This is a genomic window from Candidatus Viadribacter manganicus, from assembly GCF_001679665.1.
Taxonomy (GTDB): Bacteria; Pseudomonadota; Alphaproteobacteria; order Caulobacterales; family Aquidulcibacteraceae; genus Vitreimonas; species Vitreimonas manganica.
In genome coordinates this window covers 2,625,167-2,639,227 of the sequence record NZ_CP013244.1, presented here as the reverse complement: position 1 = coordinate 2,639,227, position 14,061 = coordinate 2,625,167, and the positions used below count along the sequence as shown (strand labels likewise).

Below are 14,061 nucleotides of genomic sequence, written 5' to 3'. Positions count from 1 at the left end.
GCGTCACACCCATGACCGCTACAGATATCGCGATGAAACACGCCTGGACGCAAGTGGCCGCAGAGGCCGCGCGGTTGCACAACACGCACCTATCTCAACTTTTCGCGACCGATCCAGTGCGCGTGCAATCGCTGACGTTCGACGCCCCGCATCTAAAAGCCGACTTCTCAAAGCAGCGGCTGGACAAAGCCGCTCTTGCAACAATCGCAACGCTCGCCAGCGCCGCTCAATTCGACGAATGGCGCGCCAAATTGTTTGCCGGCGATATCGTCAACACCACCGAGGGTCGCGCCGCCAAGCACTGGCTCGTGCGCGCCAAATCGCCTCCTGCCGAAGTACAGAACGTGCGTGACCGCATGGCCGCATTCGCCCAGCGCATTCGCCCTGAGATCAATGCAATCGTGCACCTCGGGATTGGCGGTTCTGATCTCGGGCCACGTTTGGTCATCGACGCACTAAAGCCGCTCCGCATTCAGGGCATAGAAGTGCGCTTCGCCGCGAACGTTGACGGCGCCGATGTAGCGGACGCCATTGAAGGGCTCGATCCGAAGCGCACGCTGCTTATCGTCGTCTCGAAGACCTTCACCACGCAGGAAACGCTCGCCAATGCCGAATTCGTCCGGGCATGGGGGCCAGCATACCTCGCCGGTGCAACTGCTGCTCCGGAGAAAGCTGTTGCCTGGGGCGTGCCTGCAGAAAACGTGTTTGAGTTCTGGGACTGGGTCGGCGGACGCTACTCGCTCTGGTCGAGCGTTAGCCTTGTGTGCGCCGTGGCGCTGCAGGAGGGCGCGTTCGATCGTCTGCTCAACGGCGCAGCTGAAATGGACAATCACTTCCGCGACGCCCCCTTCGCCAAAAATCTGCCCGCGATTTCCGCGGCGATCCAAATGTGGAATCGCGAAGCGCTAGGTCATCGCACCTACGCCGCCATACCTTACGCCGAACGGCTGCGCTTGCTGCCGGGGTGGCTGCAGCAACTTGAAATGGAGTCGAACGGCAAAGGCGTCACGCGCAACGGGGTAGCTCTTGAGCGCGCCGCCAGCGCCGTCACCTGGGGTGCGGCGGGCACTAACGCCCAGCACTCGTTTTTCCAGCAACTGCATCAGGGTGTCGACGAGGTTCCGGTCGAGTTCATCGTCAATGCAGGCCCGCAAGAAGGCCCGCCGTCGCACCGCGCCAAAGTTTTCGCCAACGCCCTGGCGCAAGCGCGAGCACTGATGGTCGGCAAAAGCGCAGCGCAAGCGAAAGCCGAGATGATCGCCAAGGGCGCAAGCCAAGCAGAAGCCGCCCAGCTGGCGCCGCATCGGGGTTTCACCGGAAACCGCGCCTCAACGATGATGGCCCTGGACGCGCTTTCGCCCGAAGCGTTGGGCGCGCTGCTGGCCTTCTATGAACACCGCACCTTCGCCCAGGCCGTCCTGGCGGGGATCAACCCATTCGACCAATGGGGCGTCGAACTGGGCAAGGAAATGGCCAACGCCCTGCTTGCGGCTTTGGAAGGCGGTAATCCGCCCGCCGACATCGACCCAAGCACCGCCGCCTGGCTGCGTCAGCTGCGCACATAGGCCACCGATGGTGTTTGGCGGCCCGCGCGCCATGAGCTAAGATACGCACGGGACACGACGCAGCTGCTGAGCCCAGCTGGCGGGGATACTCAAACGATGCGCAAAGCGATTATGGCGTGCCTTCTCGGCGTAGCCGCCATTTACGGCGTGATGATTACGAACCAAGCGCTCGCGCTGCAGCGCGGCGGCCTTCAGCAGCCCGGCGGCGGCCTTCAGCAACAACAGGCTGGCGGCCAACAACAAGGCAAAGAAAAGAGCCGCCCGCCGCCACCGCCGATCCCGCGTTGCCCTGACCTCGGCGTCGGCACGGTAGCGTTCGTCACCGAAGTCCCAGGCGAGGCGCCGCTCGGCCCAAACGAAATCGCTGTCAGCTGGCAAGTCCGCAACGATGGCAACACGCCGTTCGTCGCGCCGACAGTGGCCGATACATCGGTCGCGCTCGAATACACAACCCCCGCGGGCGCACAGCGCATCGCCATTGCGCCGGCCATCACCACGCTCAACGAAGAAGGCCGCGTCAGCCTCGCCTACAATCATAATGTTCGCGGCGTCGTGCGCGGCGTGATACCGGCGGAAGCTGCAGGCCGGCGCCTGCGTTTGCGCTTGGTCTATGCCAGCGAAGGCAGCCGCAGCGGTATCCCCGACTGCAACGAGTTGAACAACATTGCACCGATCCCGCGCCTGCCGGCGGTCACTCCGGTCAGCGTTCCTGCGCCATCGGGTCAACGATAAGCCGTTAGCTTAAGCGGCCTTTGCGGCGGCCACGACGGCAGCTTTGACATCGTTCACAGCTGCACGAACGAGGCTTTCGTCGTCGCCTTCGGCCATGATGCGCACGAGCGGCTCGGTGCCAGATTTGCGCACCAGCATACGGCCCGTACCCTTGAGGCGCTCTTCGGCGTCTTTGATGGCGGCTTTCACCGTGGCGGAATCCATCGGGTCGGGCTTGCCACGCTCGTAGCGAACATTTTCGAGCACTTGCGGCGCCGGTTCGAATTGCTGGCATACTTCGCTCGCGGGCTTGCCGGACTGAACGATCACCGCCAGCACCTGAAGTGCGGCGAGCAGGCCATCGCCGGTTGTGGAGAAGTCCGACAAGATGATGTGGCCGGACTGTTCGCCGCCAACATTGTAGCCCTTGGCGCGCATCTGCTCGACCACGTAGCGATCGCCGACATTGGTGCGTTCGAGCTTCAGCGAGAGCCCCTTTAAGAAGCGCTCAAGGCCAAGATTGCTCATCACGGTGGCGACGATGCCGCCCTTGGTAAGCGTGCCCTGCTCCTTCCAGTTCTTAGCGATCAACGCCATGAGCTGGTCGCCATCGATGGTGTGGCCCTTTTCGTCCACGATCACGACCCGGTCGGCGTCACCGTCCAGAGCGATGCCAATGTCGGCGCGATACTTCAGCACCGCTTCCTTCAGGGCGCGGGTGTCGGTCGAACCGACTTCCTCGTTGATGTTGAAGCCATTGGGCTCAACGCCGATCTTGATAACCTCGGCGCCCAATTCGTAGAGCGCAACCGGAGCAACCTTATAAGCGGCCCCATTGGCAGCATCGATCACGATGCGTAGGCCCTTCAGCGACAGGCGCTTTGGGAAGGTCGCCTTGACGATTTCCACGTAGCGGGCCTGGGCGTCGTCAATGCGCTGAGCGCGGCCGAGCTTGGCGGCGTCGGACAAGTGGGTGTCCAACGGCGCATCCATGAGCCGCTCGATCTCCGTCTCGGCAGCGTCCGAAAGTTTGTAGCCATCGGGCCCGAAGAGCTTGATGCCGTTGTCGGCGAATTTGTTGTGCGAGGCCGAAAGCATGACCCCCAGGTCCGCACGCAGCGACCGCGTCAGCATGGCGACGGCTGGGGTCGGGAGCGGGCCAAAGAGCACAACATCCATGCCCGCAGCAGTGAAGCCAGCGGTTAACGCCGGTTCGAGCATGTAACCTGAGAGCCTCGTATCCTTACCGATAACGACCGTGTGACGCCGATCATCTGCAGAACGGAAACGCTTGCCCGCAGCCAAGCCGACGCGCATGGCGACTTCCGGCGTCATGGGATACTTGTTCGCAGTTCCACGGATGCCGTCTGTGCCGAAATAGGCCCTGCTCATAACGATCGTTGCTCCATCCGACTTCAGGCCGACTTAAGGCGCGCCCTAAACTCGGCTAATTCTATCAGCGGCGCTGACTTAAGCAAAAACCGCTGCACACGCCTAACCGGCGCGCGCCTATAAACCGTCGCATGTTGAAAGACTAATTGAGATGCAAATCAACACGCGAACGGGCATGACGCGCATGAGGCGCGGGTGAGTTCAGATTTTCCGGCGTGCGCACGCCGGCAGGGACGCGAGATTAACTATGTGCGGGATTATCGGAATCCTGGGCGCTGATCCGGCGGCGCCCCGGCTGGTCCAAGCTTTGAAGCTCCTGGAATACCGAGGCTACGACTCTGCAGGCGTCGCAACTCTGGAAAATGGCGCGATCAGCCGCCGGCGCGCTGCAGGCAAACTTGTAAATCTTGAGCGCGAGCTCGCGGAAGCTCCGCTGGCTGGGATCAGCGGCATTGGCCACACGCGCTGGGCGACGCACGGTGCGCCAACGACGGCCAATGCCCACCCGCACGCGACCGACAAAGTTGCAATCGTTCACAACGGCATCATCGAAAACTTCCGTGCGCTGCGCGAGGAGTTGATCCGCGCCGGACACAGGTTCACATCCGAAACGGATAGCGAAGTCATCGCGCACCTGATCACCGACTATCTGGATAAGGGTCAAAAGCCCGAACAAGCGGCCATCAGTGCAGTCCGCCGCCTCGAAGGCGCGTTCGGCATTGCGGTTCTTTTCGCCGGCGATGAGGACATCTTGGTCGGCGCGCGCAAAGGTAGCCCACTCGCCGTCGGCCTGGGCGACGGCGAGATGTTTCTGGGCTCGGACGCTATCGCCGTCTCGCCTTTCACCCAGCGCGTCATGTTCCTCGAAGAAGGCGACATCGCCGTACTTTCGCGAGCGAAGGTCAAGGTTCTCGACGCCAGCGGCCAATTGGCCGAGCGCCAAGTCCACATTTTCGCGGGCGGCGCAGCGGCGGCGGAAAAAGGCAATCACCGCCACTTCATGCAAAAAGAGATTTACGAGCAACCGGAAACCACCGGCCGCACGATCACGCGCTACGTCAATGCCTACGAAGAACGCGTTGAGATGCCGAATCTCGACGGCGTCGATCTCAACTCCGATAGCGCCATCATCATCGGCTGCGGCACCGCCCATTATGCAGGTCGCGTGGCTGAATACTGGCTTGAACAGGTTTCCGGCATTGCGGTTGAAACCGACATCGCATCGGAATTTCGCTATCGCAAACCGGCAGTCGGCAAAAAGAGCTTTGGCGTCTTCGTCTCGCAATCGGGCGAGACCGCCGACACCCTCGCCGCACTCCGCTATTGCAAAGAAAACGGTTTGAAGACCCTCGCGGTCGTCAACGTTCCAGAATCAACCATCTGGCGCGAAGCTGATGCGCGCTTGCCAACACTGGCGGGCCCCGAAATCGGCGTTGCATCCACGAAGGCTTTCACAGCACAGCTTTCAGCTCTCGCCGCACTTTCGATCGCGGTTGGTCGCGCGCGCGGCACGCTGTCGAGCCAAGAAGAAGGCCGCTTGGTGCACGCGCTGATGGAGACACCACGTCTCATTACCGACGCGCTAGCGTGCGAGCCGGAAATCGAAGTGATCGCACAAGAACTCGCGCAAGCGCGCGACGTGCTTTATCTGGGCCGCGGCGTGCACTACCCGATCGCCCTCGAAGGTGCTCTAAAGCTCAAAGAAATCTCCTATATCCACGCCGAAGGCTATGCAGCCGGCGAGCTCAAGCACGGTCCGATCGCGCTGATCGACGAACACACGCCGGTCGTCGTCGTCGCGCCGCACGATGCGCTGTTCGAAAAGACGCTCTCCAACATGCAGGAAGTGAATGCGCGCGGCGGCAAACTGATCGTGATCACGGATGGCGCCGGCGCGGTGGCCTGCGCCGATATCGCCAAGCACATCATCATGGTCCCCACTTGCGACCCGTTCATTGCGCCACTGGTTTATTCCGTGCCCATTCAGCTGCTAGCGTACCTAACTGCTGTTCACAAAGGCACCGACGTCGATCAGCCGCGCAATCTCGCAAAGTCGGTGACGGTCGAGTGACCAAGCTCCGCGCAGGCGTTCTTGGCGCAGGCGCCTTCGGGCGCATCCATGCGCGTAAATATGCCGAAGACGCACGCGTGCAATTCGTCGGTGTCTTCGATCCCGACGATGAACGCGCCCAGCAGCTTGCGGACACACATGGGGCCGAGAGCTTCAGTACACGCGATGCGCTGTTCGCCGCCTGCGATATTGTCACCATTGCCTCACCGCCCTCGTTTCACGGGGACGCGGCGCTCGCGGCGCTAAAGGCGGGAAAGCACCTCTTGATCGAAAAACCGCTGGCGACCGACACCGGGCGTGGTGTTGAGATCGTCAAGTTGGCCCGCGAAAAGAAACTCGTCGTTGGCTGCGGACACCAGGAGCGCTTGGTGTTCGAAGCCATGGGGTTGCTTACGGCGCCAGAGAAACCCACGCGCATCGAAAGCGTCCGTGAGGGTCCCTGGACCGGTCGCAGCGCCGACGTCTCAGTCACGCTCGATCTCATGGTGCATGACCTTGATTTGGCGCTCATGCTGCTAAAGCAGAAGCCGGAGCGTATCAGCGCTGCGGCGCGCAGCGAACATGGCCGCACAGCCGATCGCATTGAAGCCACGCTCAGCTTTGGTGGCGCAGAAGCGAGATTTATCTCGAGCCGCATCGAGGAAGGCCGCCGCCGCTACATGCACGCGGTTTATCCCTCCGGTGAGGTGAAGATCGATTTTCTGGCTCGCAGCTTCGAAAACACGACACGTTTCCCGCTCAATGCCGCGTTCGCCGAAACCCGGATCGGCGCCGATCCGCTGGGCGCCAATGTCGCTCAATTCATCGATGCTGTGCTTGGTGTTGCGCCGCGCCCCGTGGTCAATGGCGAAGAGGCGCTGGCGGTGTTGGAATTGGCGCTTGAGGTCGATCAAGCTTCCGGGCTTCCCTCTCTCACATAACGATCCAAATACACGTCCGAGGAAGACATGATCCCGTTCATCGATCTGCAAGCGCAGCGCGCACGCATTGAAGCCAAGATCGACGCCGCTGTTTCGAAAGTCGTGCGTTCAGGCGCCTACATTTTCGGGCCGGAGGTAAAGCAACTTGAGGGCCAACTCGCGGCCTTTGCGGAGGCCAAGCACTGCATCGGCAATGCCAATGGCACAGATGCGCTCGTGCTGCCGCTATGGGCGTGGGGCGTCGGCGAAGGTGACGCCGTGTTCTGCCCGTCGTTCACGTTTGCGGCGACGGCCGAAATTGTGCCGTGGGTGCAGGCAACCCCAGTGTTCGTCGATGTTCTGCCTGACACCTACAACATGGATCCTGCTTCACTCGAAGCTGCGATCGCGGGCGTGAAGAAGGCCGGCAAGCTAAAGCCAAAGGTCGTCATCGTCGTCGATCTCTTCGGTCAACCGGCGGACTATCCGGCAATCAGCGCCATCTGTAAGCGCGAAGGACTGAAACTCATTGCTGACAGCGCACAAGGTTTCGGCTGCACGTTGGGGGGCAAACACCCCATGCATTGGGCTGACGCGCAAACGACATCGTTCTTTCCAGCAAAGCCGCTGGGTTGCTACGGTGACGGCGGCGCGACGTTGACAAATGACGATGCCGAGAACGTGCTGATGCGCTCGATCGCATTTCACGGCGCAAGCGGCGACGACAAATACAATTGCGCCCGCATCGGCATGAACTCACGCTTGGATACAATCCAAGCGGCGATCCTGATCGAAAAGCTCGCGATCTTCGCTGAAGAAATTACCATGCGAAATGAGGTCGCCGATCGCTACGCGCAGATGCTCGAAGGCTTGGTGACGACGCCTAAAGTGATCGAGGGCGGTGTTTCCACATGGGCGCAGTACGTGATCGAAGCCGACAATCGCGACGGATTGGCCGCACACCTGCGCGAGGCGGGCATCCCGACTGCACAATATTATCCAAAACCGCTTCACAAGCAGACCGCATACGAGGCCTTCCCGATCGGCGCCGGCGGTTTGAAGGTGAGCGAAACCATCTGCCATCGCGTCTTGGCGCTGCCGATGCATCCCTATCTCGACGGCCAAACCCAAACCAAGATCGCAGCTGCAGTGCGCGAATTCGTGAAAGCGGGCGGCTAACGGCGCAAACTAGGTCCCTGCAAAAACGATTGACGCAGGACGCGAGGTCCAGTGATGGTCCCCCGGTGACGGACCCATCTGCCCAGACGAATGACGAGGCCACGCCTCGGAAACGCGAACAATGGCTAACTCAGACCGTCCTCAGTGGTGCGCTCAAGCGCAGCGCATGGCGTTGGGCGTGGCTGGGGCTTACCTTGTTGTTGGTGATCTACCCGATCCTCAATTGGCTCGGCCCAGCGAAGGACACCGCCTCAGGCGGCTTTGTCAGCGGCGTCGCCAGCAGTATCGGTTTTTTTGGACTCGCGTTCTTCTTGTTCGGCGCTTGGAAGAGATTTCGGGCCGAACGCATCGCCATCGAGATCGCCAACGAAATCCGGGGCTATGAGGAACGCGCGCCCCCAGCCCAGCCCTAGCCCTCGGCCCAGCCCCAGCCGTCGGCCGGCCCCCTAAATCGTGAAGCTTTAGCTCAAAAACGGCGGTTGGCTGCCGCGGGGGAAACCCACTCGCCGATAGGCACGCTGCCCGGCCTCCTGGCGCCTCCACATCGATGCTTTATAGAAACGACGCGCCTGCCTTGGGGGCGCCCGAGGTGGGACAAGACCATGGCCGCAAAGGCCGAACAGCCGCGCCAATCGAGCACGCTCCGCGCCGCCCTCGCCGCGTGCCGCCGGCATCTAGGCTTCGTGATCCTATTCAGCGCGGGCCTCAACCTGCTCTATCTCGCCCCGTCCATCTACATGCTCCAAGTCTACGACCGGGTGCTGACTTCCGGCGGCTTGCTGACGCTGGTTTATCTGTCGCTGGTGCTGGTCGCGAGTTTGGCGGTCTTATCGTTCCTGGACGGCACGCGCGTACGCCTGCTGCTGACCATGTCGCGCAGGCTGGATCGCTTGTTGGCCCCGCAAGTACTGCTGGCCTCTCTGCAACGGGAGGGCCGAAGCGCTGCGGGCAACGTGCACATCCTGCGAGAATTTGACGCCCTGCGCGGTGCGATGACAGGGCCGCCAGCCGTCGCCGCGATCGATGCGCCCTGGGCGCCGATCTACATCGCCGTCTGCTTTCTCATTCACCCATGGATCGGCACGCTGGCGCTTCTGGGCGGCGCAACCCTCGTTGCAATCGCTCTCATCAACCAACGCGCCATGCGCAGCGCCACCAAAGCGAACGAAGACGCCTCGGGCGCGATGTATTCGCTGCAGATCTCGGACGCCAACCAAGGCGACACAGCGCGCGCGCTGGGCATGCAGAACCGCTTGGTTGAGCGCCAACTGAAAGCTCGAGCTGCACTCAACGAGTCCATAAACAGCGCCGGCACAACCAACGCGTTCTTTTCATCGACGACCAAATTCACGCGCCTCATTCTCCAGTCAGCGGCGCTGGGTCTCGGCGCCTTCCTCGCCCTGCGCCAAGATATTTCCGCGGGCGGCATCATCGCGGCCTCCATTTTGTGCTCGCGCGCGTTTGCGCCGCTTGAACTGATCGTGGGCGCTTGGCGTCAATTTGAGCAGGGCCGACAGGCCTACGATGTCCTCACGCGCGTGCTACTGACCCAAGAGGGACAGCGCGAGTTCACCAACTTACCCCATCCGCGCGGCAACCTTTCTCTTGAGAGCGTAACCGTGCGCTCCCCTGGCGGTGATCGTTTCCTGCTCACGAACGCGAGCTTCACAGCAGAGCCTGGCGATGTCATCGGCGTTGTTGGCCCCAGTGGCGCAGGTAAGACCACTTTGATCCGCGCCGTTGCAGGCGCTGCTATTCCCGATAGCGGCGCGGTACGTTTGGACGGCGCAAAGATGACCGATTGGGAGCCCAGCAAGCTTGGCCGCCACATCGGATATCTTCCCCAAGAAGTGGCGCTCTTTGCCGGCACCATTGGCCAAAACATCTCGCGCTTTAACAGCCTTTCGGGCGCCGACGTCGACGCAGCCATCGTCAAGGCAGCCAAAGCGGCAGGCGCGCATGAGGTTATCCTTGGGATGCCGCAAGGCTACGATACTGAGATCGGCCCGAATGGACGGGGACTTTCGGCCGGACAAGCGCAGCGCGTTGCACTCGCGCGCGCCCTTTACGGCGATCCGGTTCTGTTGGTGCTCGATGAGCCCAACGCGCACTTAGACAATGATGGTGAAGCGGCGTTGCTCAACGCATTGAAAGACGCCAGCGCGCGCGGCGTTTGCAGCATCGTCGTTGCGCACCGAACCGGCTTTCTGGCGCAGGCCAATAAAATCATGGTGGTCTCGCAGGGCCGCATCGAGGCCTTCGGTCCTCGCGAAGCGGTGTTGGCGCGCCTCAATTCCGGCGCAACGCCCCGCCCTGTCGCCGTGCCCAATGAGGGGGCACGCTCATGACGTTTGACCTCCTCACGCGTCCGCCGGTCCGTGAATCCGAGCTCGACAATGGCGGCGACGATAGCGATTCAGGCCGCAAGGAAATTCGCGCAGGCTTGATCGCGATGCTGGTGTTTTTCATCGGATTTGGCGGCTGGGCGGCGTTCGCACCTTTAGACGCAGCCGTGGTCGCGCCTGGCGTGATCGTTGTGTCGGGCAATCGCCAAACGGTCCAGCACCGCGACGGCGGCATGGTCTCCAGCATCTTTGTCGTTGAAGGCGATCGGGTCGAGCAAGGCCAAGTGCTGATCGAACTCGGCTCGCCAGAACTTGTGGCGCAAGAACAGGCGCTCCTCTCCCAAGTCGTTGACTTGCAGATGCAGCGCCAGCGCCTCACGGCGGAACGGACCGGACAAGGCTCGCTGGAACGCCCTGCCGAATGGGCGAACATGACGCCCGAAGATCAGATCGTCGCCGACGCAGCTTTCGAGCGGCACCGCCGTGAAGCGCGCAGCGGGTCATGGAGCCCGTTCGATGCGCGCATCGCCGGCTATCGCGGCGAGGTTGCCTCGCTCAATCGCCAAGAAGGCCTGCTCAACGAAGAGCTTTCCGGCATGCGCGAACTAGCGGCCGAGCAATTGGTGCCTATGACACGTGTACGCGCTTTAGAGCGCAGTTTAGCCGAACTCCAGGGGCGGCGCGCTGAACTCAACTCGATGATCGCCTCGACACAGCAGGAACGTTACGAAGACCTACGCCAAGTCGATGCGCGCCTGGCGGAGCTTTCGCCGCAACTTGCGGGGGCACGCGAACGGCTCGAACTTACGCGCATCCGGGCGCCGACGGCCGGCGTCGTTGTTGGCCTACAAGTTCACACTGTTGGCGGCGTCGTGCGCGCAGGCGATCGACTGATGGACATCGTGCCGGAAGGTCAAGACCTCATCGTTGAAGCGCGCGTTGCGCCAGAATCGGCCGACAATCTCGCCTCCGGTCAGCGCACCGAGGTGCGTATCACGGCCTTTGGCGGGCGCAATCTGCCGATCGTTTATGGCGTGGTGCGCCAAGTCTCTGCTGACCGCTTCGTCGATGAGCGCACCGGCCAGGGCTATTTCCTCACTCAAGTCGCAGTGCCGCCGGAAGAACTTCGCCGGCTTACACAAGCTGCGGGCGACGAACATCGCCTTCGCGCGGGCCTATCGGCGCAGGTCGTCATCCCAACCCGTAAGCGCACCGCGCTTCAGTATTTGTTTGAGCCGCTCAATCAAACGCTTTGGCGCTCGTTGCGAGAGGAATGAACATGAGAATCCTCGTCGCATCCATCGCCATTTTGCCGGCGATCTTTGGCGCATACGCCGCCTCTGCCGATACCCTTGAAGAGGCGTTGGTGGCCGCGCACGCCAACAACCCAAACCTGGAAGAAGCCCGCCTCGCGCTACGGTCTGCGCGCGAGGACCGTGCGCAAGCCGTCGCCGCCTACCTCCCCTCTTTAGGCATTAGTGGCAGCGCCGGCGTCCAAACCGTCGAAACAGATTCCACTTCGATCTTTGGACCAACAACCACCCAGTCCGATCTCGAGCCGACAACCGCCAACGCGCAGGTGACACAACAAGTGTTCACTGGCTTTCGTCGCAGCGGCCAATCGCGGCTGGCGCGCGCCAATATCGACGCCGCCAGCGAAGGTTTGCGCGGGCGCGCGCAGGACGTGCTCTTGGCGACGGTCAACGTCTACATCAGCGTTCTCCGCGACACCGAAATCGTGCGCCTCCGCGAAGAGCACATCCGTGACTTGAGCACTTTGCTCGCAGGCACGCGCCGCCGTCTCGATGTGGGCGAAGTTAGCCGCACTGATGTTGCGCAAGCACAGACACGCCTTGCCGGCGCGCGCGCTGCACTGGCGCGCTCGCAAGCGGATCTGGAAAATTCCCAAGCTCGCTACATGGCCATTGTTGGCCGGGCGCCGGAAGGCCTTTTGCCGGTGTCCGCGTCACCGCAAACTCCGCACACGCTCGAGGAGGCCGTGCGCCAAGCGGACGATCGCCACCCCGATCTTGGACAAGCCGAATCTCAAGAGCGTGCCGCACGCGCACAAGTCACGATCGAACGTTCAGCATTGCTGCCGCAGATCTCTGTCGTTGGACGCGCCGACGAAAATCGCGATTTCAGCACGTCGGAGTCACGCCGCGAAAGCTCAAGCGCTGTCGCACAATTCAGCATGCCGCTCTTCGAGGGTGGATACGCGTGGTCTCGCACGCGGCAAAGCCGACTCAATGTCGGGCGCGCCGAGGCACGCACGGAAGCGCAGCGGCGCGAAGTCTTCGCCAACGTCAATGCCGCCTGGAATAACCTCATTGCCGCCCGCGAAATTCTGACGGCCGCCAACGAGCAAGTCGAAGCCTCGGCTATCGCGGTCGACGGCGCCCAACGCGAGCGAGGTTACGGCTTGCGCTCGACGCTTGATGTGCTGGACGCGCAAGAAGAAGCACGCAACGCACTCATCGGGCGCGCTCGCGCCAACGCAGATGCGACAATTGCATCTTATTCTTTGCTTGCCGCTTCGGGGGCGTTGACACTCGACGCCGCAATTGGACGCGCAGCGGATTAACCTGCCGGACGAACGTCCCGGTGCAAACGCTGATCGAGCTGCGCGAACACGCGCTGACGCAAGACGGCATTATCCATAGTGCGCGCTAACGTCTCCAAATGCGCCACATCGCCGGCGGTGAGATAGGCGTCAGCGGACTTGGAACGCACGCGATAGACGTTAGCAATCCCACTTGCTTCTATGCTCTCGTATTCGTCGATCAATTGCTCGGAGAGCTTTTCGCCCGAACGCAAACCGGTGAAAGCCATATCGATGGCCTTACCGGATTTTGCGATCATGCGACGACCAAGATCGACGATCGAAACCGCCTCGCCCAGCTCCATGAAATATGTGCCCGCCTCTGCTTCAAGCGCGGCAACACTCAAGATGAGCCCGACGGCCTCGTCTGAGGACATGAAGAAACGCTCCATCTTCGGGTGCGTAACTTCAAGAGGCCCACCGGCATCGATCTGGGCCCGGAACCGCGGCAGCACCGAGCCTTGCGATCCAAGCACGTTGCCAAAGCGCACAGCCTTCACCACCATCGCGCGCGTACGTTCGCGGGCAAAGCCTCCAAGATAAAGTTCGGCCAATCGTTTGGTTGCGCCCATAACACAGGTCGGCGCCGCGGCCTTGTCAGATGAAATCAAAACGAATTGTGTGGCCCCGGCGTTCGCCGCGGCAATCGCCGTGTTACGAACGCCAACCAAATTGGTGAGCACGCATTCAACCGGATGGCGCTCGCCCATATGCACATGCTTCAAGGCCGCGGCGTGAATGACGATGTCAGGTTCAGCGCGCCGAATAGAGGTTTCGAGGCGCCCCGGATCGCGAACGTCACACAAGATCTCAGACGTTGGCAGCGAGGGATGAGCGCGCCGGACAGCCTCGACGACTTCCAGAAGTCCATGATCGAACTGATCGAGCAAGGCGAGATGCGCGCAACCGAGAGCGGCGAGGCGCATGCTCAAAGCTGAACCGACGCTCCCCGCAGCGCCAGTGATCAGCACCCGCTTGTTTGCGAAGAATGCACCGATGCGGTCAAACTCGAACTGACCCTCGGATCGTTGCAAAAATTCGCTCGGCATTTCGATCAGCATCCCGCCCGAGTGCAGCTCTTGGCCTAAACTTGGCCGAATCCATCACCCCAAATGCTTAGCGTCCAGGTCAAAAAGACTAAACACCATTTGCGTGCCCTACAGGCAACACAAGGAATATTCAGTATTTGATAATAACCATCGTGTCGCATTAAAATAGAATTCTGCAATTATTTACATGAATACATGCGCCCAAGAAATAACTCACGGCTTCTAGACAATAATCGTTCGATACAGCC

At 61.4% G+C, this 14,061-nt stretch carries 11 protein-coding genes; 9 read left to right on the top strand and 2 right to left on the bottom strand.

Annotation, left to right across the window (positions count from 1 at the left end; translation table 11 throughout):
* The first annotated feature begins 11 nt into the window (after positions 1-11).
* Both pgi and ATE48_RS13450 read left to right on the top strand, forming a co-directional pair.
* Positions 12-1,565, top strand: a complete 1,554-nt coding sequence (pgi, locus tag ATE48_RS13455) for a glucose-6-phosphate isomerase (protein ID WP_228126622.1) — start codon at positions 12-14, stop codon at positions 1,563-1,565.
* A 96-nt stretch (positions 1,566-1,661) separates the two neighbouring features.
* Positions 1,662-2,297 carry a hypothetical protein gene (locus ATE48_RS13450; protein WP_066772330.1) on the top strand — a complete coding sequence of 212 codons (636 nt, stop codon included), beginning with the start codon at positions 1,662-1,664 and terminating at the stop codon, positions 2,295-2,297.
* Between the two features lie 9 nt (positions 2,298-2,306).
* On the opposite strand, the gene glmM is transcribed toward ATE48_RS13450, so the two are convergent.
* Positions 2,307-3,668: a phosphoglucosamine mutase gene (glmM, locus tag ATE48_RS13445; protein WP_066772328.1), complete on the bottom strand. Its 1,362-nt coding sequence runs from the start codon at positions 3,666-3,668 to the stop codon at positions 2,307-2,309.
* A 247-nt stretch (positions 3,669-3,915) separates the two neighbouring features.
* Between glmM and glmS the strand changes: the two genes are divergently transcribed.
* From glmS to ATE48_RS13410, 7 genes are all read left to right on the top strand, one after another.
* Positions 3,916-5,739 (top strand): glutamine--fructose-6-phosphate transaminase (isomerizing), encoded by a 1,824-nt coding sequence (glmS, locus tag ATE48_RS13440; RefSeq protein ID WP_066772326.1) that lies wholly within the window; start codon positions 3,916-3,918, stop codon positions 5,737-5,739.
* The gene (locus tag ATE48_RS13435; RefSeq protein WP_066772324.1) at positions 5,736-6,659 is read left to right on the top strand and encodes a Gfo/Idh/MocA family protein; all 924 of its coding nucleotides are present in this window, start codon (positions 5,736-5,738) and stop codon (positions 6,657-6,659) included. The genes glmS and ATE48_RS13435 overlap by 4 nt, the downstream gene beginning before the upstream one ends.
* A 27-nt stretch (positions 6,660-6,686) precedes the next feature.
* A complete protein-coding gene (locus tag ATE48_RS13430) occupies positions 6,687-7,817 on the top strand; it encodes a DegT/DnrJ/EryC1/StrS family aminotransferase (RefSeq protein WP_066772322.1) in 1,131 nt (376 codons plus the stop codon).
* A 65-nt stretch (positions 7,818-7,882) separates the two neighbouring features.
* Positions 7,883-8,230, top strand: coding sequence for a hypothetical protein (locus tag ATE48_RS13425; protein ID WP_066772320.1), 348 nt, complete (start codon positions 7,883-7,885; stop codon positions 8,228-8,230).
* A 189-nt stretch (positions 8,231-8,419) separates the two neighbouring features.
* Positions 8,420-10,165 (top strand): type I secretion system permease/ATPase, encoded by a 1,746-nt coding sequence (locus ATE48_RS13420; protein ID WP_083197347.1) that lies wholly within the window; start codon positions 8,420-8,422, stop codon positions 10,163-10,165.
* Entirely contained in the window at positions 10,162-11,439 is a 1,278-nt protein-coding gene (locus ATE48_RS13415; protein ID WP_066772318.1) for a beta-barrel domain-containing protein, read from the top strand. Before ATE48_RS13420 ends, ATE48_RS13415 begins: the two co-directional genes overlap by 4 nt.
* Before the next feature lie 2 nt (positions 11,440-11,441).
* A complete protein-coding gene (locus tag ATE48_RS13410) occupies positions 11,442-12,746 on the top strand; it encodes a TolC family outer membrane protein (protein ID WP_228126621.1) in 1,305 nt (434 codons plus the stop codon).
* Here ATE48_RS13410 and ATE48_RS13405 read toward each other — a convergent pair.
* Positions 12,743-13,813: a polysaccharide biosynthesis protein gene (locus ATE48_RS13405; protein ID WP_228126620.1), complete on the bottom strand. Its 1,071-nt coding sequence runs from the start codon at positions 13,811-13,813 to the stop codon at positions 12,743-12,745. The two genes, ATE48_RS13410 and ATE48_RS13405, sit on opposite strands and share 4 nt — an antisense overlap.
* Positions 13,814-14,061 lie beyond the last annotated feature (248 nt).